Origin of the sequence: Paraglaciecola sp., assembly GCF_039943935.1 — a bacterium.
GTDB lineage: Bacteria > Pseudomonadota > Gammaproteobacteria > Enterobacterales > Alteromonadaceae > Paraglaciecola.
This window is the reverse complement of the sequence record NZ_JBDUZQ010000024.1, coordinates 61,980-85,261: the sequence shown is the minus strand read 5'-3', so window position 1 is coordinate 85,261 and position 23,282 is coordinate 61,980. Positions and strand designations below refer to the sequence as shown.

22 protein-coding genes and 1 CRISPR repeat array are annotated in these 23,282 nt (G+C 39.2%); of the genes, 10 read left to right on the top strand and 12 right to left on the bottom strand.

Annotation, left to right across the window (positions count from 1 at the left end):
* Positions 1-92 precede the first annotated feature (92 nt).
* A complete protein-coding gene (locus ABJD71_RS16890; RefSeq protein WP_348172176.1) occupies positions 93-1,001 on the bottom strand; it encodes a LysR substrate-binding domain-containing protein in 909 nt (302 codons plus the stop codon).
* A 128-nt stretch (positions 1,002-1,129) separates the two neighbouring features.
* Between ABJD71_RS16890 and ABJD71_RS16885 the strand changes: the two genes are divergently transcribed.
* The 6 genes from ABJD71_RS16885 to ABJD71_RS16860 all read left to right on the top strand — a co-directional run bounded on the left by ABJD71_RS16885 (position 1,130) and on the right by ABJD71_RS16860 (position 4,931).
* A complete protein-coding gene (locus ABJD71_RS16885; protein WP_348172173.1) occupies positions 1,130-2,023 on the top strand; it encodes a pirin-like C-terminal cupin domain-containing protein in 894 nt (297 codons plus the stop codon).
* A gap of 40 nt (positions 2,024-2,063) precedes the next feature.
* Positions 2,064-2,606: an NAD(P)H-dependent oxidoreductase gene (locus tag ABJD71_RS16880; protein ID WP_348172170.1), complete on the top strand. Its 543-nt coding sequence runs from the start codon at positions 2,064-2,066 to the stop codon at positions 2,604-2,606.
* A gap of 13 nt (positions 2,607-2,619) precedes the next feature.
* Positions 2,620-2,862, top strand: coding sequence for a DUF2798 domain-containing protein (locus ABJD71_RS16875; RefSeq protein WP_348172167.1), 243 nt, complete (start codon positions 2,620-2,622; stop codon positions 2,860-2,862).
* Entirely contained in the window at positions 2,859-3,809 is a 951-nt protein-coding gene (locus ABJD71_RS16870; protein ID WP_348172164.1) for a glutathione S-transferase C-terminal domain-containing protein, read from the top strand. The genes ABJD71_RS16875 and ABJD71_RS16870 overlap by 4 nt, the downstream gene beginning before the upstream one ends.
* 77 nt (positions 3,810-3,886) lie before the next feature.
* Positions 3,887-4,330 (top strand): hypothetical protein, encoded by a 444-nt coding sequence (locus tag ABJD71_RS16865; RefSeq protein ID WP_348172161.1) that lies wholly within the window; start codon positions 3,887-3,889, stop codon positions 4,328-4,330.
* A 97-nt stretch (positions 4,331-4,427) separates the two neighbouring features.
* On the top strand, positions 4,428-4,931 hold the full coding sequence (locus ABJD71_RS16860) for a contractile injection system tape measure protein (protein WP_348172158.1): 504 nt from the start codon (positions 4,428-4,430) through the stop codon (positions 4,929-4,931).
* A gap of 621 nt (positions 4,932-5,552) precedes the next feature.
* On the opposite strand, the gene ABJD71_RS16855 is transcribed toward ABJD71_RS16860, so the two are convergent.
* The 9 genes from ABJD71_RS16855 to ABJD71_RS16815 all read right to left on the bottom strand — a co-directional run bounded on the left by ABJD71_RS16855 (position 5,553) and on the right by ABJD71_RS16815 (position 14,657).
* Positions 5,553-5,810: a hypothetical protein gene (locus ABJD71_RS16855; RefSeq protein WP_348172155.1), complete on the bottom strand. Its 258-nt coding sequence runs from the start codon at positions 5,808-5,810 to the stop codon at positions 5,553-5,555.
* 88 nt (positions 5,811-5,898) lie between these two features.
* Positions 5,899-7,176: a serine hydrolase domain-containing protein gene (locus ABJD71_RS16850; RefSeq protein ID WP_348172152.1), complete on the bottom strand. Its 1,278-nt coding sequence runs from the start codon at positions 7,174-7,176 to the stop codon at positions 5,899-5,901.
* Between the two features lie 105 nt (positions 7,177-7,281).
* Positions 7,282-8,256, bottom strand: a complete 975-nt coding sequence (locus ABJD71_RS16845) for an AraC family transcriptional regulator (RefSeq protein ID WP_348172149.1) — start codon at positions 8,254-8,256, stop codon at positions 7,282-7,284.
* 125 nt (positions 8,257-8,381) lie between these two features.
* Positions 8,382-8,816, bottom strand: a complete 435-nt coding sequence (locus tag ABJD71_RS16840; RefSeq protein ID WP_348172146.1) for an anthrone oxygenase family protein — start codon at positions 8,814-8,816, stop codon at positions 8,382-8,384.
* A complete protein-coding gene (locus ABJD71_RS16835; RefSeq protein WP_348172143.1) occupies positions 8,809-9,645 on the bottom strand; it encodes an NmrA family NAD(P)-binding protein in 837 nt (278 codons plus the stop codon). The genes ABJD71_RS16840 and ABJD71_RS16835 overlap by 8 nt, the downstream gene beginning before the upstream one ends.
* Positions 9,646-9,904: 259 nt before the next feature.
* Entirely contained in the window at positions 9,905-12,349 is a 2,445-nt protein-coding gene (locus ABJD71_RS16830) for a serine hydrolase domain-containing protein (protein WP_348172140.1), read from the bottom strand.
* Between the two features lie 115 nt (positions 12,350-12,464).
* Positions 12,465-12,878, bottom strand: a complete 414-nt coding sequence (locus tag ABJD71_RS16825) for a helix-turn-helix transcriptional regulator (RefSeq protein WP_348172137.1) — start codon at positions 12,876-12,878, stop codon at positions 12,465-12,467.
* 115 nt (positions 12,879-12,993) lie between these two features.
* Positions 12,994-14,235: a retropepsin-like aspartic protease gene (locus tag ABJD71_RS16820; RefSeq protein WP_348172134.1), complete on the bottom strand. Its 1,242-nt coding sequence runs from the start codon at positions 14,233-14,235 to the stop codon at positions 12,994-12,996.
* Positions 14,236-14,246: 11 nt separating this feature from the next.
* Complete coding sequence (locus ABJD71_RS16815; protein ID WP_348172131.1) at positions 14,247-14,657, bottom strand: ester cyclase; 411 nt, start codon at positions 14,655-14,657, stop codon at positions 14,247-14,249.
* A gap of 587 nt (positions 14,658-15,244) precedes the next feature.
* Positions 15,245-15,488: a CRISPR direct-repeat array (repeat unit 37 nt; unit sequence GTCTTAATCCCCTCTAATGTCGGGGCATGTGTTGGAC).
* Between the two features lie 800 nt (positions 15,489-16,288).
* On the opposite strand from ABJD71_RS16815, the gene ABJD71_RS16810 reads away from it, so the two are divergent.
* Positions 16,289-16,846 (top strand): hypothetical protein, encoded by a 558-nt coding sequence (locus tag ABJD71_RS16810; RefSeq protein ID WP_348172128.1) that lies wholly within the window; start codon positions 16,289-16,291, stop codon positions 16,844-16,846.
* A gap of 152 nt (positions 16,847-16,998) precedes the next feature.
* Here ABJD71_RS16810 and ABJD71_RS16805 read toward each other — a convergent pair whose 3' ends face one another.
* On the bottom strand, positions 16,999-17,433 hold the full coding sequence (locus ABJD71_RS16805) for a MarR family transcriptional regulator (protein ID WP_348172125.1): 435 nt from the start codon (positions 17,431-17,433) through the stop codon (positions 16,999-17,001).
* Between the two features lie 160 nt (positions 17,434-17,593).
* Here ABJD71_RS16805 and ABJD71_RS16800 point away from each other — a divergent pair, with 160 nt between their 5' ends.
* Genes ABJD71_RS16800 through ABJD71_RS16790 form a run of 3 tightly spaced genes read left to right on the top strand, consistent with a single transcriptional unit; the run spans position 17,594 to position 22,661 of the window.
* Positions 17,594-18,145: a hypothetical protein gene (locus ABJD71_RS16800; RefSeq protein WP_348172122.1), complete on the top strand. Its 552-nt coding sequence runs from the start codon at positions 17,594-17,596 to the stop codon at positions 18,143-18,145.
* The gene (locus ABJD71_RS16795) at positions 18,142-19,554 is read left to right on the top strand and encodes a hypothetical protein (protein WP_348172119.1); all 1,413 of its coding nucleotides are present in this window, start codon (positions 18,142-18,144) and stop codon (positions 19,552-19,554) included. The genes ABJD71_RS16800 and ABJD71_RS16795 overlap by 4 nt, the downstream gene beginning before the upstream one ends.
* A 17-nt stretch (positions 19,555-19,571) precedes the next feature.
* The gene (locus tag ABJD71_RS16790) at positions 19,572-22,661 is read left to right on the top strand and encodes a hypothetical protein (RefSeq protein ID WP_348172116.1); all 3,090 of its coding nucleotides are present in this window, start codon (positions 19,572-19,574) and stop codon (positions 22,659-22,661) included.
* Positions 22,662-23,040: 379 nt separating this feature from the next.
* Here ABJD71_RS16790 and ABJD71_RS16785 read toward each other — a convergent pair whose 3' ends face one another.
* Positions 23,041-23,175 (bottom strand): hypothetical protein, encoded by a 135-nt coding sequence (locus ABJD71_RS16785; protein WP_348172113.1) that lies wholly within the window; start codon positions 23,173-23,175, stop codon positions 23,041-23,043.
* Positions 23,176-23,282: the final 107 nt, after the last annotated feature.

Genomic DNA, 23,282 nt, shown 5'->3' with positions numbered 1-23,282 from the left:
GTTAAGCACTGTACTTTGACGAGTCTAGTATTTTAAATATCATAATTTGCAAAGGCAAAATCAAGCGCCAGAACCAAATGTGTTTAATCACCTTAATCATCACCAGTTTGTTCATGCACCTTATCTAGTAAATATTCACCCAAGGCTTTGGCTGAGGGTGATTGTGTTCTCCTTGAAGGCATAAGTAAACTAAGCTGAGCCTTGCCCGATATCCAATCTGGTAACACCCTAACCAAAGTGCCATTATCAATTTCTTGCCGGCATGTATAGGCAGGTAGACTAACTATACCTAAGTGTTCACACGCAGCCGCCTTTAAGGTGCCCATGTCGTCACTACACAGTTGCGGACTATGTAAAACTGTCGTTTTCACACCTTCTTTGTTTTGTAGTACCCATTTGCCACTTATGGGATGCCAGCCAAGTTTCAAACTCTGCCTATTGAGTAATTCTTGAGGTGTTTTAGGCTCCCCTGCTTTAGTCAAGTAAGCAGGACTTGCAAATAAATGCCATGAAAAAGTCGAGAGACTTCGTTGAACAATGCTCGAGTCCGGCAAGGATTCCTTGTGGCCACGCACTGCCAAATCAATACCAGCAGCAACTAAGTCAATATTTTCGTTAGTTACTTGCTGGCTAATTTCGACACTTGGGTGCTCTTGCAGAAAACTAGTCACCAAATCTTTTATCGCATAGTAAGCAATGCCTAAAGAGCAACTGATAGATACATGACCACTTAAGGTCGATTTTCGGCTTTCTATCGCAGCTTCTGCTGCTTCCATTTCATCAAGTACTGAGCGAGCATGCTGATAGAAAACAAGACCTGTCTCTGTCACATTAAACTGTCGCGAGGTACGTTGGATGAGTTTTATATCTAATCTTTCCTCAAGCTTTGATACATGACGACTCAAACGGGATTTTGGCATATTCAAGGCGTTTGCCGCAGGTGTGAAACCTTGTTTCTCAACCACATGAACAAAATAGTAGTAGTCATTTAAGTCAATCATTGTGCTTTATCCCCCTACTTTTGTTCCAGATATAGAACGAAAGTTTCTGATTTTCTATCTTTATCTGATTATCGTTTCATCGTTAGAATAATACCATCGCGTTGGAAATGAAATCAGGAAGGTGAAATATGAGTACCGTATCAGTGAATAGTATTGAAAATAGTGTTTTGGCATCTGAAAGCATGGTGTCACGCACTGGGGAAATGTTCAAAATAGGAGATGGATTTAAGGCTTTAGCATATCGAGATAGAGACTTCTCTCATCAAATGGATCCGCTTGTCATGGTTGATCATTACCACATGGAAAAACCCACCTTTGGTGCTCATCCCCATGCTGGCATGTCAGCCGTTTCAGTTATCTTTGAAGATAGCAGAGGCGCTTTACATAACAGAGACTCTCTTGGCAACGACTTTGACATAATGCCTGGGGATTTATACTGGTTAAAAGCTGGGGCTGGTGTCATTCATGATGAAGCACCACGTCAAAGTGCGAAAATACATGGCCTACAGGTGTTCGTGAATTTGCCTTCTAAGCTAAAAACCAGTGAGCCAAATTCACTACATGTTAAAGCGCAAGATATGCCCTCTCTTAAAGGTGAAGGATATCGAGTTCGCATCGTGCTTGGTGAAAGCAATGGTATCAAAGGCCATGCGTCTCCCGCACTACCTATGACTATTCTTGATGGCTACATTGAGTCAAATGTCTCTTTTACTTATCAGCAAGAAGGCGGTGACAATGTGTGGATTACCGTGATAGCCGGTGAGCTTTCGGTCTCAGTTAACGGCCAACAGAGAAACATCCAAGAAGGTCAAGCGATTGCCCTATCTGACTTTCAGGCTAATACCAGGAACGATGTTGCACTTAAAAACACGGGTTCAAAGAGCGCTCATTTTGCACTTGTAGTAGGAAAACCTCTAAACGAAACCTACGTTCAAAAAGGTCCTTTCGTTATGAGTTCACAAGCAGATATCGCTCAAGTCGAAGCTGATTTTGCCAACGGCAAGTTTGGAAGCTTGGCATAACAAAGCTCAACTTTACCTAACCTTAAATTTGGAGATAAATATGAAAATTTTAGCGTTTGCAGCAAGTAACAGTCGTAAATCTATCAATAAATCGCTCGTGAGCTATTCATCCACTCTGGTGGAAGCCCATGTGGAGATTTTAGATATTAACGATTATACAATGCCAATCTACGGTGAAGATCTTGAAAAAGAGCAAGGTATTCCGGAAGCGGCATCTCAGTTTTTAGATAAAATTTCGCAAGCCGATGCTTTGTTAATTTCATTTGCCGAGCATAATGGAAATTACACAGTCGCTTTTAAGAACCTTTTCGACTGGGCTTCGCGCAAGCGAATGGATGTTTACCAGTCTAAACCGGTGGTCATGTTATCTGCATCACCTGGTGCAAGTGGCGCAAGTAGCGTCTTAGGTTTGGCCAGGGAGTCTGCACATTTTTTCAAAGGGAACGTACTCGCGACGGTATCAATACCCAGTTTTTACGACAACTTTGATGTAGATAAAAACGAAATATCAAACCCAGCGCTAGCAGCAGAACTCAAGGTAGCCTTAGCTAAATTAACAAAAAAACAATTAACATCAGCATAAAGAGGGTGAAAAGATGATTCCGAATAAACTGCAATTTCACACATTTTCTTTTGTAATGTCTTTTTTGATGTCTGGGCTTATGTCGTTGACCATGTTGGCTTTTGAAACTCCAATACTTTTAGAAATATTTTTAAACTGGCCAAAAGCTTGGGCTATTTCGATGCTGGTGGCTTTTCCAGCAAGCTTATTTGTAGTGCCAATGACACAGCGTTTTGTGTCGAAAATTGTCGTGCAAAAACATAACGAGGTGAGATGATGTTAGTGAATGGAAAATGGGAAAAAAAATGGGACCCTGTTCAACAAAAAGATCGGGAAGGTCGCTTTGTTCGTCAAAGCAGCGCATTCATCAGCCGCATCAATGATCACCAAGGGGCTTTGCAAAAAGGTCTTAGACTATATGTAGCCTATATATGTCCTTGGGCTACTCGCACCTTGATTGCAAGATCGCTATTGGGATTAGAAAAGATAGTTGATGTTAAGGTAGCTGAACCCTTTTTGGGTGACTTTGGCTGGAAATTTGGGTCCCAACTTGGGTCAACACATAGTGCTGTTGAAAATGCTGATTATGTACATGAGCTTTATACCATGACAGATCAGCAATACACAGGACGCGCTACAGTGCCTATACTTTGGAATATTAGAGATAAGAAAATAATTAACAATGAGTCAGCCGATATTTTGCGTATCTTCAACGAAGATTTACGCCCCGTGCATCAATCTTCGATTGACTTATACCCTGCTAAGTTAGTAAATCAAATAGATGACTTTAACAGCAGTATCTATGACAGTGTTAACAATGGCGTCTATAAAGCTGGCTTTGCTTCAAGCCAACATGCATATGATGAAGCCGTCAATATTCTATTTAAGCGCTTAGATCAATTAGAAAGCCATTTTCAAAGTAACAAATATGCAGTAGGTGGTCAGTTGACCGAAAGTGACATAAGGCTGTTTGTGACCTTAAGTCGTTTTGATCCCGCATATTACGGCTTGTTTAAAACGAATATCAAAGCCATATCAGACTATCCAGCACTTTCAAGCTATCTTGAACGCTTAATTCAAATAGATGCTTTTGCTAAAAACACCCGCATTGATCATATTAAGGCAGGTTATTATTCAATCAAAGCCTTGAATCCATCTGGTATTGTTCCAAAAGGTCCGAATTTGCCGTGGTATCAATATTTAGGTACTGATTTATCGAGTTAAATAGCTATTTTGAAAAAAGTTTCCAAAATAAGTACAAAAAAAGCAATATCTACGGTTTAATAAATGCCTGTACAAGTGTGCAGGCATTACTCAGAAAAATTCACCTCTATTTGACCCTGTTTAATTCACCATCGAATGCGTCTAAGTCTGAGGTGAACGATGAATACAAACCGCCTAATGGTATCCCTAAGCGCTTTTTTCTGTGGTTGTTGCTATGCACTGGGGTTTACTGTAATCATTTTTTTCTTTCCAGAGTGTTGGTTTTGTTCACCCTCTACTTTAAACAAATTAATGCTGCTGAGCTAAATTGTTTATTGGGTTGGGGCGTCTATATCTTCTATACTCAGAAAGCGGAAGAGAAAAGCTTTGGATTCAATTTAAAATTGGGTGAGATCAAACGCATCTCCCAAGGAAAGCACGGAGTGCAGAAAATTGTCTTAGAAATCACCGACTCGAATAATGAAACGTATCGGGTTATCGTAAAGGATTATCAGGAGTGGGAATCGCAGTTGAAGAAATAAACGATTGCGGGGTTCGAGTGCCTCACCCCTCGACCGACCTTATCACGGAACCTAAGGGGTAAGGATCTCGAAACTAGCACGTAAAAACTGGAAAGAAATGAATACTGGAACACCAATATGGAACGCGGGGCTCGTACTCACAAGTAATTATCTTAAAATGCTCTTTGAACGATTGGGGTTTTTAGAGAATGATGCGATCAAACCTTCAGATCAGGATAAGGCTGTACACTATCTGAATTGCCTCGCTTACGGCCCCACTTCAAATTACCCAGACTCACTCTCTCTGAGCAAAGTACTGTGCGGGTTGAAGCTTGAAGCGCCTATTCCTTCTTCAATAGATCTGACTGAGGAGGATCGACAATTGATGGATGGCCTTCTGGTCGCGATGATCGGTCACTGGTCAGCTATCTACAATATTACTCCCGAAGGATTTCGCGGAAATTGGTTGGTCAGAGATGGACGATTGACAGAAGAGGCAAAACGCTGGACACTTGTTGTTGAAAAGAAACAGTATGACCTATTATTGTATCAATGTCCGTTTTCTTTTTCGCTTGTTCACTTCCCTTGGATGGAAAAACCGCTACACTTTACTTGGATTTAGTATGGAAACACTGCGACCTGCAAGCATAGATGATCTTGATATCCTCAACTATTGGGTGACTGAAAGCCTTAGAGTAACATGAGGATTATATTTAGATAACGAAAAGCCCTTAACATTCAATATTTTTAAATTTGAGTTTTTTAAGTATCGCACTTGAATGTCTCCTAACTGCTGTGAGTTCAATTTGAAGCACTTAACGAATCAACTTTTAACGTCCACTTTGTGCACGAAAACTGCCGAAAAATGATAGTTAGCGTGAACGGTTATTCGCAATCGAAGCCGATGTAACCCCCTCATATCCAAGTAATAGTCGAACCAACTTTTGCACAAAAAACTTCGTAGTTAATATCTATCCTAGTTTTACTCATAGGTGCAGCTAATTTGATTTCCGCCCATTATATACTTACAACCTCGTTTGGTATTTTGCAGTTAATTTGGTTTTTTAAAATAGGGATAGATATTAAGCGAAATTCGGTACCAAAAGCACAAGTTTTATATACGTAAAATTTACGTATATAAAACTCTTGAGTTGATTACTATCCTATCAACGATGTTCGTGTCCACCAGAACATAGGGGGAGACGTAAAATGAAATTTCTTCAATTTAAGTAAGCTAGCGTATTTATTTCCAAAGACCTTTTTGGGTCGCCCAAATTGCCGCAAGAGCGAACCATCCAGTGACACCAATGTATGCACCAAACCACGCAAAAGCCGATAAACTAGTTGGGCTTCCCCAACCACTGTTTGCATAAAATAATATGCCGCATAAAAATAGCATCGCGACAGTGATGATAGTCGATTTTTTCTCTTTAAAGCCCAAAAGCCCAATTGATACCCATAGCGGCACGCTTTGCCATTCATTAGAATTTTTATCAATCATATTTGTTATCTCCAGTGTTATGATAAATATTAAATTAGCTTACTATTAAAAACCTACTTCACTTTTAACAGTGCGCTTTTAAAGCTCCTCAAGCCTTGCTCTTGAAGTATTTTTTTCGCCAAATCCAATGAACAATCAGCATTAACAGAATTACTAATCCCCCCTTTAAGAAATCTTGAATAACAAGGGGCATCCTGCTGTTCACAAGATAAATGTCAGGCTTGCCGGTTTGCCAAAGTGTCCACTGAGTTGCCATATTTGATGCAAAGGCTTCTTCATTCCCAGTTTGAAACATAATGAAGCCATCTCCCGATTGAGCGTCAAATCGAACACTTGCATTTAGAAATGGCGATTTTCCACCATGCCCTACAATATGTCCTGTATCAGTAGGAGCAAATAGCATAACGCCTGCTCCCCAAATTGCTTGTCCACTCACATAAGCTTGCGGTTTCTGCATCTGCATTAAGCTAGAAGGACTCAGTAAATTTTCTTTGTCTTTTTGCAATGACTTTGAGTGCATATTGGCCAATAGAAGTTTGTGCATATCATCTAAATTAGAGTAGAGCCCAGTTGCTGCAAGAGACGTGTAATTTGGATACTCTTGAGTTTGTCCATCTTTACCGAAGTATTCTGCAAGTAAAGGATCATTGCGATTGACTTGAAAATAAGTATTTTGCAAAGCAAGTGGCTCGAAAACCAGTGCTTGCATCGCGTCGTTAAATGACTGTTGCGTTATTTCTTCAATGATCAACTGAATAAGGTTGTAGCTACCACCAGAATACTGCCATTGCTCACCGGGTTTCTGCGTGACAATCACGCGGGCACTAACCCCTTCGTCAGCGTCAGCTGCTAGCGTTAAATGTTCAACCAGGGGTTGGATGGGCTGTCCAGGTTGAAAACCATTGTGGCCAAGGCCGTCTTCGATTCCGGCAGTGTGACTTAACAGTAATCGCAAGCTTACTTGCTCGTTGTCGAACTGACTCTTTGGTAGTTGCCACCGAGTTAAATACCTTGAAACAGGCTCATCTAAGTCTAGTAGTCCTTGCTCAACTAATCGCATAACGCCCATCGCGGTTATCCATTTGCCTACAGACGCAACGCCAAACACAGACTGTTCATTAACAGGTATTCCATAAGAAACAAAATGCTTATCTACTATTTCACCTTGTTCTATTAAAGCGTAGGCGGCATTACCCTTATAGTTATTGCTAACTTCAACCTTTAAACGTTTGGCAAAAGAAGTAATGTCTTGTTGCTGTGCCCACGGCGTGAGGAACCAGCCTTGCATCAAAGCTGACAGCCGGAAACCGCCCCATGCAGCACTTGTAGCAATAAATATCAGAAAATAAACAATCAATTTTTTCATAAATCCACCTACACAAACCAATTAGGTTAAAAATAGCTAACAGGTGGATCAGATTGTTGATAAAACGTATGGAGTACTTTGCAGAAAGTACATTTAAATTAAAATCTAAGCACTCAATGCTTGATATACTTTACGAATTTCAATGGGGCTCTTGCCGATGACTTTTTTGAACGCCCTTGAAAATGCCGCTTCGGATTGGTAGCCCAAGTCGAGTGCGATCACTAATACAGAGTCTTTAGACAATTGAAGTTTTGAGTATGCAAGTGACATACGCCATTCGGTTAAATACTCCATGGGTGTATTGCCAACTAGCTTCCTGAATTGTTGAGCAAAGCTTGTTCTTGACATGCCAACGTTGGTCGCCAATTCGTCCAATGACCAATGGTGATCAGGTTTGTCATGAATGAGTTTGAGAGCATTGCCAATTCGATCGTCTTCTAAAGCCCCTAAAAATGTTAGCTTATCACCGCTGAGTCCAAGCATATGCTGTCGCATGGCAGTGATGACCATTATGTCAGCTAATCTTGATATTACTCCTTCGGTGCCAATACCTATGGCATTAGTTTCGAGGTCGAGCATGTTTGTTATATTTTCAATCGTGTTAGATGCACTATGTTCGCTGTTTCGAATAATTATATGTGACGGAAGTATACCGAGTAACTTGATCGCAAGTGGGTGCTGGAACAGCAGAACACCGCATATCATTGATGTTTGTTGTCCACCACCGCCAAATAGCAGAGTCTCGTAACGTTCGGTTACTGCTTTTATAGGCAAGTCCTCAAGGGGTGTAAACGATAAACAATTTCCATCACTCAGTGCATGACCCTCTCCCTTAGGAAAAAGAATGAAATCCCCAGATTTGAGAATAATTTCGTCTGCGTCAATTTTAAACACAGCTTCTCCATCAATTACCATATGAAACATCATGCAATTGTGCATAGGAGGCATTTTCATACCCCAAGGAGAACTCAGTGATGACTGTGTAAAAAAAGCGCTTTCCATACGCAAAGTATCTAACAACTTACCAATCGGTTCATCATTAATTGGCGTGTTTATTCTACTTTTGTAATCGAAATTCATAATTCTATTACCTCTGTTCGGACTAACCTATTATACACACTACCTGATTATCGGTCATTTAACGGGCAATCCTTCTAATAATTTCAGCCTGCTTTAACATGAATTTTTTCATCATAAAAACTAAATCACAAGGCTAATAGAAAGGCTGACACGATGCCACTTAACGTTCTGACGTGATTCCATGCCACCCACTTTGACAAGTACTTTATCCATTCCTCGTCTCGTTTTTGTGGTAATGAATTTTTTAAACGGTCATTTAGTGGGACGTTAAATACAATAGTCACTATCGTTGTCCCAATAAAAAATACAATTCCGGCAGCAGCTAAAAAACCAGTGTGCAACAAAAAGAAATACAACCCCGCTAGCCCTGACGATATAAAGCAAATCATAAACAAAGGATTTAATATCTTCTTGTTTATTTTTATCATTGTCGCGGCACCATCATGATGCTTAGCTAAAACAGGCATGACGGTATTGCTAAAGACAAAATATAAGCCAACCATAATGATCATTGTCAGTTGAAGAGTTGCTTCAAATATAGCAATAATAAGACTAGACATTTTCTACACCGCTAAACAACTCTAGATTGTCTTGAACAAATCGGTCAAACGATTTAGCAGGGCGACCAAGCGCTTTCTCAATACCGTTACCAAGGAACTCGTTTCTTCCGTCGAGTACTTCCGTAAACAAGTAGTTCAGCATAGCGATAGCACTGGGGTCTACACTATTTTTTTCTAGAGACGATACAAAACTCTTTTGGCTTACTTGAATAAAGTTTATTGGTTTTGGCAAGTATTTAGAAAATATATCCGCCAATTGAGCAAAACTCAGCAACTCTGGCCCTGTCACTTCATAAAGTTGGCCGTTGTGTCGACTATCAGTCAGTGATGCTACTGCGACTTCGCTGATATCGTCGATATCAATAAATGGTTCACCAACAGAGCCAACAGGTAAAGCAATAGTGCCTGCATTAATAAACTCTCTAAACATACCTTCACTAAAGTTTTGATTAAACCAACTCGCTCTTATAACGGTGTGGCTCAAACCAGAGTTTTGCACAATTTCCTCACAAACTTGAGCGGCTGGTTCTCCTCGGCCTGACAATAAAGTGATATGTTGGACGCCTTTAATTTTTGCAAGAGCACAAAACTTCGATATATCTTCAGGCGCTTCGGGTATTGCAAGATCGGGATAATAGGTCAGATAAACAGCATCAATTTGTAGCAATGCAGCAGACCATGTTTCCGGCGCTTGCCAATCAAAATGAATTTCGCCATTACGACTTGCTCCTTTAACCGATAATCCCTTTTCTTTTAATTGTCGATATATGCGCGAACCTGTTTTACCGTTTGCGCCAATGACTAGAATGTTTTTTATTTGTTGACCCATGAAAATATGCCTCTTCGACTGTTTTAAAACTAAACTATAAAAGAGCTTGCGATTATGTAATTTGCCGATGGTATATAACGCTTTGCAGATCGTATCGAATGACTAATTTTCAACACTAGAAAGGCTTTGTCATTACTTCAGTCTGCCATCTATAAGTGGGCAGCGCGTCCACAATATGTGACATTTATTTGAATTGTCATTAATTTGGAGTAGAAGATAGACAGTTTATTAACTGCCTATCTTTATCCGCTCACCGTCTTTACAGTGTAAAGACGTCGGGATTAAACACTTGGCCAGTTTTTAATGATTCATATTCAATTAACATATTGCCAGTATTAGGATTAAATACGTTCATTTTTTTCGCCATACGAATGCCGTCTTGCTCTTGAAAATCTGAGTAAGTCACGGTCATTGGTATAGACCCAGCACCTTGTACTAAAAATCGACTGTGTTGCTGAATAATATCGCCGGTTTCAGTATCTACAGCAGCCGTCGTAAGAGGAAGCCCCTCTTTTTTAAGCTCAACCAAGTAAACATCTCGCCCTCGCACATTGCTGCGCTCTGCAATATGAACGCTGTCGTAATATGACAACCAGTCAATACTCACCAAAGGATGATCCTTCTTTACTTGCTCAAAATAGACACCCTTTAATTGAGTATCTTCTCCAAAGATTCTTTGGGCTGCGTAGTTTTCATTCAAGAATGTTGATATCTTGCCATGTTTCCCGAAATCGATACGGCTAAGGTATCTATCCGTTAATTCATAGTGCAACACCAACGAACCTGATAACCCGGCTTGTTGCATTGATACCTTTGCTCGCATTGTTGACGCTCCCCACCTTCTAAAAGTCGCTATCTTTTGCTTGCTGTTCATCAATACCATTAGGTCATCATGTGACGGCAAGGGCTTCTCAATAGCGTCGTCTATTCGTTGTGCAGTGAGCTGTTTCTCGCCGTTACTAAAAATACTAACCGTATCGCCTTTGTTTTCGCTGTTTAAGGAAAACTTAGCACTCAATGTGTCGCTAATTCGAAAATTGCGATGGCCATCTTTTTGCGGCGGGTGCAATTCGTACACCATTTGCCCGGGAACATCGACAGCCAAGCGGCCATTAGAGATTAAAACCGTAATCGGCTGGGGCAGTTTTTCGTGGGTATATTGCCCAATAAAAGGGGCATACTGCGCTATATCAACGTCATCTTGAACTAAGACACCTTCTCGAGGCAGTTCGAAATTCATACCTGATTGGTGCAAACGCATTAAATTCGCCTGCTCATTTTCTATTTGTGCAAAGGAAACAGCAATAGTGTCCGTTAATTGTAAGTACCATTTGCCACTCTCGTCTGGCTCATTTAAAACATACAATTTTTGACCCGGTATATCGACGCTCAGCTCACCGTGCAGGTTAACTTGAACGGTAAAAACAGTCTCTTTAAATGGCCCGAAATTGGCAACATAACGCCCAGTATATTGCATAAGTTGATTCTGTTGAGAAATATTAGACTTTGGGTTATCACTACCCAGTAAGCCTTTCCAAATAACTTCCATTGAACCTTGTTGAAGCGGCGTAATAGTAGAGTTTGTTAATAGTGCGAAGCCTAAGCCTTCTTCTGGTATAAGTGCAACTTGTGCCGCATAACCTTGAATACTTCCGCCATGCTCAACAACTTTTTTTCCGTTCCATGAGTCAATAAACCACCCTAGCGCGTACTGTTTATCTTTAGAAACAGGAATAACAGGTCGCCAGAGTTGCTCAAATTGAGGTTCACTTAACAGTCGCGTGCCTTCAAAGCTTCCTCTGTTAAGGTTAAAGCGCAACCAATTCGCCATATCCATTATATTTGAGTGTATACCGCCGGCTGCCGCGATATTGTCTAGGTTTTTTTTATTTAACAGTTCATAGCTTTGGCTATGTTCAAGCCAACGATAACCTAAAGCCATATTTACCGATTGGTCATTTAATGAGGTGCTACTGTTCATCTTGAGAGGTTTAAAAATACGTTCTTGTAACAAGCTATCCCAACTTATTGCTTTAGCAGCGCGTGCAGTAGCCTCACCAGCAGCAGAAAACAACACATTGTTGTAGTGGAAGCTCTTTCTAAACTTTCCCAAAGGTATGGCATCCATCGATTCTCTTAGAATATCTTCTCTGGTTACGTTTCCGCTCACCCATAACGCATCATTTCTCGCTAAACCACTTCGGTTTGAAAGCATATCTCTAATCGTAAGGTTACCTGTTTCTTCCCCGAGTTCTGGCTTGAACCAAATAATATAGTCGGTCACCTTGTCATCCCATAACATTGACTTGTCATCTACCATCATGGCGGCTAGAGTTGCTGTAAAGGCTTTTGTTGTAGACCCAATAGCAAAGTTAGTTTGCGGAGATACTGGCGTTTTATTTTCAACATCAGCATAGCCAAATCCCTCAGCCAGAATTATCTCATCATCTTTGACAATAACCAAAGCCATACCAGGTATTTGCATCTCCTGTCTTAGCTTTTCCATAGTTTGTCTGATGTTTTGTAGTCTTTCAGTCTGACTTTGGAAAGCAAGACTGGAGAAGGAAACAATGCTTGCAAAAAGTATTATCAGAACTGACAACACTTGATAATATTTTCTCGCTCTCTCTATTTTATTTTTCATGAGGTGGTTCACTCTATATTTTCGGCTAAAATGGTTATCAACCTCAACTTTTGGATTCATTGATTTATCCCGCATTGTGCTAAACACATCGGTTAAGTTGATAATTGTTTTTTAATGTAGACTGCAGGCTCGCCTAGACTAGAAAAGACCTACTTGTATGGCTGCTTTTGTCACTTTACCAAGCATCATTTTTGTCACCATACCTAACGATCCAACCCGTTAGATATGCGGCAAAAAATGCAGTGGATGTTGCAATGACGCTTGGAAAGAAGACCCAAGAAGCAAATGCAAATATCAAGAGCATAAACTCGATCATAAGGACATGGCGTCGAGAATTGACACCAAACATATTCGCCCTAAACCACCATGGTAATTTTTTCCACTTTTCGGTTTCTTTATCTATCACGGTAATTTCCTCTGTTAGTGTTGAAATATCGACTTCAAATACAGAGGCAAGGCATTTTAGTGTTTCAAGACTGGTTTTTTGACCGCTTTCAACACGTTGAATGGTGCGCACATTTAAACCAGAATATTCCGCAAGTTGTTCTTGAGACCACGCATTTTTATCTCTTAGTTTTTTTACAATCATAATAACTCCGTGTTGCTCTGTAAGCTGATAATCCCTCTAACAGGCCACTGTCGGCCACGACTTGGGCCCGACAATGCAACGACTTTCCGTTCTAAGGCTTAACACAACTACCGTGCTATCTAGAAAAACCTTCTATTGAGAAAACCTCAACTTCTGGACAAGTATCTGTGTTAACCAGACAAAACTGAAATACCCCTTCCTTCGACGCTAATTCTAGCCATTGGTCAACAGAAATATCTTGTGCGTTAACCCCATTTATCAAATTTATTTCACTGCCAACTTCGAAACCTAATGAGCTTGAAGGTAAATCGGGAGAGCTGTAGCCAACAATAAAATTCCCGTTTTGTAGTTTTCGCAATTCTAAGCCAACCAGATTGTATTGGCTTTTAAAGCTTTGCCCTTCGCGAGCAATGAATCCTAATTGCATATTAGGATAATCGACAATAATTTCATATTGACTCAAAAGTGCACTTCCGAGCGTCCAAAAATCATCTTCATCCTCTTGGATAATATTTGTCACAACATTCATGAACTTTAAACTTTCTACCTCCACACTCGGCGTATTGGCTTTATGGTGTGTCGCTAACCCGCTTAAACTATAACCTGCGGACTGCACGCTGGGACTAGGAAAAGCTTTTTCGTCATTGTCATGAAAATAAGCGTCATTAATGCTCATATGATACCGGCTTCCCGTATCAAGAATAATGTCGCGCTCTAGAATGTGATCTTCGAAGGTAATTTTGGCCTTGAAACTGATTTTTCCAAAAAAAGTATCAAAAGGGGTCCACACAATGGACTTTTTTAGCAGACTGGCGGGTAATGTTTTATGAACGGTGACTTTGTTTGAATCTCTATCAATATGCCAAACAAGGTCTCGTAGTATGTCATTACCAATAACACCGTCAAAACCTACCTGATCCGGACGAATAAAAAAGCCGGTTTCTGAGACTGGTATATACCCAAAATCCACACTTTTAAATGAAAGTGAGTCGATGCTGAGTTTATTTACTTCTGTCTGATAGGCAGCAGAATATTCGTGACCACCATAGCCGCCGACAATTAGTTCATAGCCAGGTTTTAGGTTAATCCGCTTAACTTTTTGAGTATCGAATAGCATGGAGATTGAGGACCCCGTATCAATTAGAAACTTAAGCTCATTAACGCCGTCTATGCTCCCGTAAATGTAAGGTTTTGCATATACAAAATCGGCTTTAGGATTAGCTTGAGTATCATCTTCATTCCAAATGGTTTGTAGATCATTATTCTCGTTCATTAATCGAACTTTGTTGATAACACCGCAACTTGCAATCGATAGACTGATGGAGGCTACAAGAATGATTGAAAAAAAATTATTCATACTGGCTCCTGTCAAAGACTGCCAACATCTAATTGACGCAACATATTTAACTCATCAATTATTTCGAATTCTTTTACAATTTTACCATTGTTGATTTGACTAAAAATAACTACGTCAACATCGATTTCTCTTCCGTTAGCCGGTAGTTCGTTGAAACTCCCTAGTTGTGTGCCACTCATTCGTCCACGTGTTACTACTGTATCTCCAGATGCTAACTGCTCTAATACGGTGATCTTAATGTCAGGGAATGCATCTCGATAGGCGCGCAATAGATGCTCAAGAGGCTCTTTGCCTACAAAGGATATTTCACCCGCCTGATATGAGTACTGTTCATCAACCACCTCTTGGATTACATCAAAATTTCCTTGATTAATCACTTGGTCAATCAGTCTATTTACAACTTCAATATTTTGTTTGCTCACGTTCTTTTCCTCTAATGTTAGATATGCACTTAGGTGTGCGAAATCAAAATCCAATGGATTTTTATGCTTATAGAGTTTATCCATGCGCTTGCAATACTCTTTGCAGAAAGTACGCATTGCTTTACAAAGCGTGCAAGAAGGAAAAGTTTTATTCATGCAGAACATAACAAACCGATATGAGAATAGATTTTACTTTTGAATAAAAATATTATTGTGTAATTAAAGACTCAAGAGATTAACAAAACTTGTAATTCACGGATATGAATCTAATCTCTAAATCACTCGATACATAAGTTGCGTAGTTACTTTCGATTTAATTACCTGTTTCTCAGCGCACCTTGTATAAATTTCAAAGGTAATTTACGGTGTTTTATGAGTGTATTAATGGATTATTTTATTTACAATTCGCATTTCGCGTGGGTCAAAAATGCCGATTTTTCGGCATGTTGGTCACGGACTTTTTGTGACGTGTCGGTGACCATCGGTGTAAAACGACTTTATTAGAGATAGGACGGCACTTCGCTGCAGGCATTGATATACCTAATAAAACCGCTTAGTCATGCTTTAAAACTTATGCCGACATTTCGCAGGGGTGCCCTCCTAATGTCGGGGCATGTGTTGGACACAGTGTATCGGATGACGACGAAGTAAAACGGTCTTAATCCCCTCTAATGTCGGGGCATGTGTTGGACTTTGAAACACTACCTGAAGATAAGCAGTGGGAAGTCTTAATCCCCTCTAATGTCGGGGCATGTGTTGGACCAATCCGAATCGAAATCAGACCAGTGTGGATAGTCTTAATCCCCTCTAATGTCGGGGCATGTGTTGGACCCTAGCTTTAAAAATTCTTTAATAAAATCAAAGCCTTCCAACACAAAAAAGTTGACTGTTTTTTAATCACTCAGTTGGCTACTTTTTTGCACAGCTTGTTAAAGAACAACACAGCTACATTTTATACTATATCTCATTCAATCTAAAGTGCGGGGTGAGGGGAATATAAGCATTTTAAATTGCCTACAGCCAAATGTAAGTTGTTTGGTTTTTAGCAAACTATTGAATAGTTTTAAAACGTATGGATGTTACTTTATTAAATTAGAGACTTCTTAGTTTAGGTGAAGCATAAATCAAATTAGTACCATAGCCAATTAGGTAACTTTACTTTTGGCCGCAGCCTGGTCACAGAATAAATTTAGTTAGTGGTCACTACAAGGGAAGTGCATTTGTAGATGGCGCACCCGGCGAGATTCGAACTCACGATCTAACGGTTCATGGCTAATTGCTGCTATAGACTGCCTCAGTAGCAGACGTACGGTTTTCAATGAGAAGCCCAACTCAGTCGCATTATTTATTTAAACTTTCAAAAGCTCATTCAATAGCTCTTATATGAGCAATTACGTGCCAGCAGTACGCAGGTGTTTTGAGATATCATTTTGATAATAGTTACATTATCAACTGCGATCAGAATGATAATCCCTATGTGATTAGCGGTAGTTGGTGCGTATGTACTACAGACAAAAGCTGCTCGTAAGGGTGTAAATTCACCCTGAAATTCCAGTTTGAAACCGTTTTTCCACTTTTTTTGCAAATCGACTAAGTTAATACCGTTAATCAAAAAACGGAGGAATTAACTAATGTTGAACGGAATGAAACTTACTGTGGATACTGTTTATGTATCTGAACTAGTAATACACCCAGCCTCGAATGCAGCGTTTAAATGCTTTATGGAAATGCTGTGGGAACTTGTCGAGGATTTTCTTATTGAAAAAAAAATGACTAGTGAAAATTCAATTATAGCAGCTAGGCCGCTTGTGATTACTGACGCGGACGGTAATGATTCAATCATTATGCATTTTGGAATGTATGATCGCATGTTTCAGAAATTGGAGTGGGCTGAGGTGGAGCACGACGATTCTGAAGGCGATTTTCAAGAGACACCTTATACAATTTTGAGAGTTGAAAGTGAGCTTTCTCACTCACAAATAGAGCTGATATCTTGGCTGTACGTTATTGACATCTTCGATGATTTCAATCAGTACATAGAGCCTGAGATTCCGTTTGGCTTTCAAATGCATCATTTAGATGAGCAAAGTCGCGAACTACTGATAAACATTTTGAAACACAGACCCAAATCGAACTTTGCAAGGTTGTGGTTTGAAATGGTGTCAGAAGAAGAGGAGGACTTCGAGTAACTGCAAAAGTGACATCGCGGTAACTATAGTATTTTTCTATAGTTACCGTGATGTATAGAATTGAAAGTAAAAAGCAATGTTACAAATCACCAAACCTATCCCCTTTGGAAATGCCAAATCACTTCAAATTATAGTAATCGACAGACGTGTCTTTAAAGTTTAGTCATGATCTTAAACAAGTTTGTTTGTTCTTTTCCATCTAAGTTAGAAAAAATATCTTTGTAGACGTTGCGAATTAAAGAAGAAAGTATCGAGGCTAGCTTGTCACCGGACCTCGTTAAAGAAACTTTTACTCTTCTGGCTGAGTCAGGGTCTTTAAAGCGCTTCACATAACCAAGTGATTCTAGATTGTCTATGTTTCTGCTTGCTGAGTATCGAGCTAAACGAAGTTTTCTGCCAAGCTCTTTTTGAGTAGTTGTATGTTCTCTGTGGTAATTTAATTCCTCAAGGATTAGCCCTTGCTCTACATTCAATTCATAAACTTTAAACTCAATTTCAAGTTGATGTCTGATTGAACCTGAAATCTTGTCTATTTTTTCTGCGAGCAATATGGGTACTAAAACATCTGTATTTTTGATTGGTTTCATCTAGTTAACGTCTAAACATTCTATTATCAAAACAACAAACTGTTGCAAATGCAACAGTTTGAGTGACTAATTATTATCATTTTAAAAAATTTTATAGCAAAGCGGAAAACTTAAAACATTGTGTCATCATAAGTTGTGAATTTTATAAAAAGGATGTTTTATGCAGCTCAATTCACAGCTTAAGCAAATAGATGTACGAAGAATACGAATAGCAGACGAAGCAAAAGATGCATTTGCTCTTAGCTCTAGCTTTAACTATCAGATGAACACGGATTTACTTAACTCTCGCATTAACTCAAATCAGCCATGGAATTTTGATATACCTTTTGCTTATATGAGTGATGGCCTAGTTCGCGTTTTTGCTAATTGGGTTTCTCTGCATAGGTCATTTCAATCACTGCTACCAAAAAACAAATCGATTTGTGCACGGGTGTTTGAAGAGAAACCGCGGGGAATAGAAACAATAGCATGGCAATACGTTATGCATACATTGTCTAGATGTCAGCACCGGAATTTTGCTCTTGCTTATGTTGCGAAAATGGTTGAAATTTGTCCAAATTCAACTCTGCAAAAACTAACAAAATTACCCAATTTTAGCAGTGTTGAATCTGCGGTTATGACACTGTGTTCTGAGCAAAGGCAGCCTGTACGGACACAAATTAAAAAACTGCCTGAAAGTAAACAAGCTCATCAAAAAGGAGGCTCAGAATGACTAGTTCCTCCCCTGGCAAACTTAATAAGAATCAACAATCGTATTCAACTGCACATATTGTCAAACGCCAAAAAAAGTTGCTTGGAGATGTGACGTGTTTGACAAATAGTGTTGTTAAGTCAGTCGTTATTAAATGTGCTCAGAATATTAATCTAGGCTTAGCCCCATGTTATATTCTAGCCAGCCTGTTTACTGGGCGAAGCCTCTTGCAATTGCTTGAAGCAAAGGTTGAAATCCCATCACAAAATCTTAATGGACACAGTGATGTCGGTTTCTATATTTTATCGAATTGGCAGCATCCAAAACTAACGCTTCCAAGTAAGTATCTTAGTTATTTTAAAGCGCCAGATAGCAAAGGTGGGGTACTATTACCTGTAGAATTGTTGCCAGCTTTTCAAAAATCGCGTGATGAAAACATAACACTTGAAGAGTTGAACGCAGAAGTCGATGAGTTCAAAAAGAAATATTTTGGAAAGCTGTTTCAGCATATCAATCCGACGAGAATTCAAAATCACTTTAGTCACCTAGCGCCGAAATTTGGACTTTCACGGGCAGACGTTGCATTTATTGCAGATTACGATCTAGTAGACCATCCGCATTGCTCTTACGGCCTCTTTGATGCAAGCCATGTGAGTCAAAAACACGTGCGATACATTAGTTTTCTTACAAAAGAAGCTGGTTTGCTTGATTTCCAAGCCCAGAGCATCGACAAAAAATCTTTTTTCGGTAGTCATCGAGTACTAAAAGGCTCTTCTGTTTCAGATTTTTTTAACTATTGTGTTCAACAAATCAATCGCAGCCCCATAACGACTGCAGAGCTTGTACAGTCTTTTAATTTTTACACATTTTACGTTGTTGTTTTTCTTGAATTAAGCACTCTGCATCGGCCAATGCTTAGTGAGTTTGGTAAACTTGAAAACTTCGATTTGACCTCAGGTCGCGTTGTCATTAACGATAAAGGTCCACAAAGTTCTCGTGTTATTCCGCTCAGCAAGACAGTCTGTAATGTTCTTGCCGCTTACATTAATTACCTAAAAAATTTAATTCGCGATTTGCGATTCACTTATCTTGAAGTAGCCAACAATATCGCAAAGCAACTGGCGAGTGAAAGTAACCTTTTTAAGTTCTGGGATGATCGAGGATTAAAGCCCTACCACCCAAATAATGTTTATACGTTGATCAAAGCAGTGTTTCCTTTTCCTCACAATTGGGCAAGACATTACATATCAACAGTGCTTATAGAAAAAGGTGTATCACGTAACGAACTTGAAGCACTGATGGGACACGCTCCTGCGCCTGACCAATTGCATAACGACTACAGCTCTTTTGATTTTAACCAGAATCGAATTCTGAGCGACAAAATCGAAAAACACATAACACAATATTTAAATTTGCCAGTAATAATTTAATAGAGGAATAATTTGTCATGGAAGACAAACAAGCTACTACAACAGCTATTCATCCGATTGATGCAGTACAAGTAAAACAGAACTTATTAGCGGTTGAAGATTGCGTCATGTCGATGCAATCCAACCAAATCAAACGAATTATCATTGAAAATTTGGGATTGAAATGCAGGCTCTCTGAGTTTGATAACATTGTGCTTACTGAGCCAGAAAAAAAGCTTTTAAAAAATAACTATGAGCAGGCTGAAAATGTTGTAAACCAGCATTTCAAGTCGTACTCGCGAGCAAAAACGCTCATTATTGAAGAGCTCGAAAAGACATACAAATCTATTTATGAAAGACGAGTAGTCGCGAGAGTTAACAATAAACTCGATGTTAAAACGCAGATTCTTGCAAATAACCTTTCGCAATTCTTAGCTCATCGCCTAGATTTAATTAAACAGACACCTGAACCAAGCTATGAGTTTTTACTTGAAAATGTGATCATTTTTTCGGCACAGGATGGGCTAGCATTTGACGAGATTTTGAAAAGTCTACTTGATAAATTTCAAGATGAAGATAAGCCTGTCACTGTCGTTGATGATCAGGTATTTATAGATTTGACCTATAAAAAATCAGGGCACCCCACCAACGCTTATCAAAACGAAACCCCAGTGACGATGAGGCGTTGGTATCCAAAGACTGCAAGCAAGGCTGTGATATCAGCATTCTTGAAAAAGAAATCCTCTGTACCAGAAGTAGCTAAATTGACTTTACCAAATATCTTGAAAAGCGCAATTTCACGTTTTAATAAAACATCTAATGTTCCAATTGCTAAAACGAATAATTTCTTGCCAGCGCTTTTTATTGCGGGGCTAAGATTCAGACGAACTTCAATGCCTCATTTTTTGCAAAACTACGCTTTGGGCAAGCTCTATAGTGCGTCTATGCCTGTTGAATCACTATTAAACCTTAACAACCAAGTCATTAAAAAACGCTCAATTGGTATTCAAGAAAAGCGAGAAAACTTAAACATTAGTCAAATTCAAAACAAAGAAACAGAATATCTCAATGATCACGCTGTATTCGACGGCATTAAACAAATATTGCGAGATGAGATTGATGAAGACCAATCGCGTCAAATCACGTTGAATAGATTAAAACAACTGCGGACTAAATATGATTTTAATGTTCAATGTGAAATTTTTCATGAATGGATCCTAGAAAATCTAACTAGTAACCGATGGAAACATGCTTTAGGAACAGGAAACCGGTATCTAAATGCTATAGGTGAGGTTTGGATAGAAACTTGGCGTGATGTCGATATCCTAGAATGTGGAGAAGACGACATGAGTGTTTTGTTCGAGTATATGATCGAACAAAGAAAAGATCATGACTCCACAGCTCGCGATACCCTTTTCTTGCTTTTTAAGTTTATCGCTAGTCGATACACCATCGCAATTCCACAGTCAGTCACTGATAACATAAACGCTTGGCACGTGCGCAGCGAATTTGTACCTGAGCACTTTTACGAAAGACTTAGAAACGGCCTACAGTCAAAATATTCTGACAAGAGTGAAAGTTTCAGGCTTACCGTTGACATCATAATAATATTCTTACGGCGAGGCCTTTTTAGACCATCTGAAGTATTCAAGTTACAAATGCGCGATATCGAATCGTCACCCGAGCTGTGGATATATATTCGTAAAAATGTGTTTGGTAGAGTTAAGACATTTAGCGCAACTCGGAAAGTACCGCTTGGTATTTTGCTAAAGCCAGATGAACGTAAAATTGTTGATTACTTTCTTTCAATACGAAAAGCTGAAACCGAAGATAGAGAAAAAGCTTTATTGTTTTCACAGCAAATAAATCATGACGTGATATTTGATAGTAATAGTTTTCTACCTCAAATTACGCAGTTATTGTCAGATTACGCAGGCCATCGAACGGTCGCCTATCAGCTTAGACATTCTAGCATCTCAAATTTACAATTGACTCTTTTTGGAAATGCTCAAACTGCTGAGAAGTATATCTGTTACTCAGAAAACCAAGTTTTAAGCATACGTCGTTTCTTTACAACACACGAGAATGACCTTTACTATCAACTCTCCAGTGTGGCTGGCCATCTCAGTCCGAGCACTACAATAAGTACCTATTCACATTTTACTGATCTTATTTTGAGTCAACATTTAGAGAAATGTAATTTTGCTCAATCACTAAATTTTTGGGTAAATTTATCAGGAACATCAGTCACTAGATTGTCCAATTTTCTGAACAAACAGATTGGTTTAAAAGAAGCTGTTAGTACTTCTGAGCTTACGCAGTTTTTTGACAATCAAATTCAAAAATATTCAATCACAGCATCACAATCATCGAAACTAACTAACATTAAAATCGTAACTGTAGATGTTTCACTCAAGCCTTCTTTAACGCACTGCGAGCGCATATTAAAACTGTATGACAATGCCAAAACGATTGAATACATATGTTCAATTCTGACATTACCAGAAAACTACATTCTCGCAGTGATCGAAGCAGCAAAACTAATCAACTTGCATAGTGCATACCAAACCAACCGAGGCAAATCGAGACTAATAAACTCATCCTCAAACAGTATTCAACCGACAAAAATGCAGAGTAAAGCAGAAGACGCTGACCGATTAAAAATTTGTAAGTTGTTGGTGTCAAACTATGAGACAAAACCGAAATTAACTAAACAGATTATTCACCACCTTCTTTCGAATACTGCAATTGACCATAGCTATATCTTGTTTGATTCGATTGAGCGGTCAGGGCGATTTATTCAGTTTTTCCAAGCAGGCATAGACAAAGATCGCTGGCACCTTATTTTACAACCCGCTCACGACTTGAGTGGTATCGAAAATTGGCAAAGCATTAAAGACAAAGTAAGATACTTTGAAGTGAGCGATAAGACTAAGAAAAATAAAAATTTATTTCCGGAAGGACAAGCCAATCTATATCTAATGCATCCCGATGCTGACGATATTTTGAATTCGCGTTCAAAACAAAAGATGGCTAAATATTCTACAAACTCGTTGAAAGCAGCCTGCCACTGGACCGCAATACATCTTAAGTCAATTCAACTGTATACAGAAAGTAAATGTCCTTGATAAGACTGTAAGTCAAATTATAAATGTTTGAATATTAAAAGCGGTGTTAAAATGTACTCGGACCTTTGCTTCCAACACTCATATGGAAGCAGATCCGACATTGCGGTCGTAAGCGGGGCCATTATGTATTGCTTAAAAGCAACTCACTTTAGGGCAGTTTAAACTGATTTAGAGAAAAGATTACTTAGAATGACTCTGGTCCCTTTTTACGAACTTTGTTGTTAATCGTTAAAATTAAAGGAAACAGAAAGATCTCTGTTTCCTTTGAGCTTACTTAACTTTTTGTGGTTTGTTCCCTCTTCCGGGCCCGGAAGGATTTCCTGTACGACTTGGCCAGTTTGGATTTTGTCCCATTTCTACATATGTAGTTAAGTTCATTTTATTCTCCTAAGTAATCATCGTTGTTTGGGTTATGACCGTCTGCCCAGTCATCCATATCAGCATCATTGTTTGGGTTGTTAATATCCGACCAAAGATCTAACTCATCATTCGACATATCGCCTGTATTTTGCATTTTTATTTCCTTTTAGGATTAACAGGAATCTTATAAATTCCCGATTAATATCTCTGATGTTCCTATGGTAACCAGAGTTCTTATCAAGTATTTCTCTATAAAAAATC

Excerpts from the sequence above, each read along its gene's own strand:
- ABJD71_RS16820 (WP_348172134.1), bottom strand. The coding sequence starts at position 14,235 with ATGAATAATTTTTTTTCAATCATTCTTGTAGCCTCCATCAGTCTATCG.
- ABJD71_RS16805 (WP_348172125.1), bottom strand. The coding sequence starts at position 17,433 with ATGAAACCAATCAAAAATACAGATGTTTTAGTACCCATATTGCTCGCA.
- ABJD71_RS16800 (WP_348172122.1), top strand. The coding sequence starts at position 17,594 with ATGCAGCTCAATTCACAGCTTAAGCAAATAGATGTACGAAGAATACGA.
- ABJD71_RS16830 (WP_348172140.1), bottom strand. The coding sequence starts at position 12,349 with ATGAATCCAAAAGTTGAGGTTGATAACCATTTTAGCCGAAAATATAGA.
- ABJD71_RS16790 (WP_348172116.1), top strand. The coding sequence starts at position 19,572 with ATGGAAGACAAACAAGCTACTACAACAGCTATTCATCCGATTGATGCA.
- ABJD71_RS16855 (WP_348172155.1), bottom strand. The coding sequence starts at position 5,810 with ATGATTGATAAAAATTCTAATGAATGGCAAAGCGTGCCGCTATGGGTA.
- ABJD71_RS16885 (WP_348172173.1), top strand. The coding sequence starts at position 1,130 with ATGAGTACCGTATCAGTGAATAGTATTGAAAATAGTGTTTTGGCATCT.
- ABJD71_RS16835 (WP_348172143.1), bottom strand. The coding sequence starts at position 9,645 with ATGGGTCAACAAATAAAAAACATTCTAGTCATTGGCGCAAACGGTAAA.
- ABJD71_RS16840 (WP_348172146.1), bottom strand. The coding sequence starts at position 8,816 with ATGTCTAGTCTTATTATTGCTATATTTGAAGCAACTCTTCAACTGACA.
- ABJD71_RS16880 (WP_348172170.1), top strand. The coding sequence starts at position 2,064 with ATGAAAATTTTAGCGTTTGCAGCAAGTAACAGTCGTAAATCTATCAAT.
- ABJD71_RS16795 (WP_348172119.1), top strand. The coding sequence starts at position 18,142 with ATGACTAGTTCCTCCCCTGGCAAACTTAATAAGAATCAACAATCGTAT.
- ABJD71_RS16890 (WP_348172176.1), bottom strand. The coding sequence starts at position 1,001 with ATGATTGACTTAAATGACTACTACTATTTTGTTCATGTGGTTGAGAAA.
- ABJD71_RS16785 (WP_348172113.1), bottom strand. The coding sequence starts at position 23,175 with ATGCAAAATACAGGCGATATGTCGAATGATGAGTTAGATCTTTGGTCG.
- ABJD71_RS16875 (WP_348172167.1), top strand. The coding sequence starts at position 2,620 with ATGATTCCGAATAAACTGCAATTTCACACATTTTCTTTTGTAATGTCT.
- ABJD71_RS16810 (WP_348172128.1), top strand. The coding sequence starts at position 16,289 with ATGTTGAACGGAATGAAACTTACTGTGGATACTGTTTATGTATCTGAA.
- ABJD71_RS16870 (WP_348172164.1), top strand. The coding sequence starts at position 2,859 with ATGATGTTAGTGAATGGAAAATGGGAAAAAAAATGGGACCCTGTTCAA.
- ABJD71_RS16850 (WP_348172152.1), bottom strand. The coding sequence starts at position 7,176 with ATGAAAAAATTGATTGTTTATTTTCTGATATTTATTGCTACAAGTGCT.
- ABJD71_RS16825 (WP_348172137.1), bottom strand. The coding sequence starts at position 12,878 with ATGATTGTAAAAAAACTAAGAGATAAAAATGCGTGGTCTCAAGAACAA.
- ABJD71_RS16860 (WP_348172158.1), top strand. The coding sequence starts at position 4,428 with ATGAATACTGGAACACCAATATGGAACGCGGGGCTCGTACTCACAAGT.
- ABJD71_RS16845 (WP_348172149.1), bottom strand. The coding sequence starts at position 8,256 with ATGAATTTCGATTACAAAAGTAGAATAAACACGCCAATTAATGATGAA.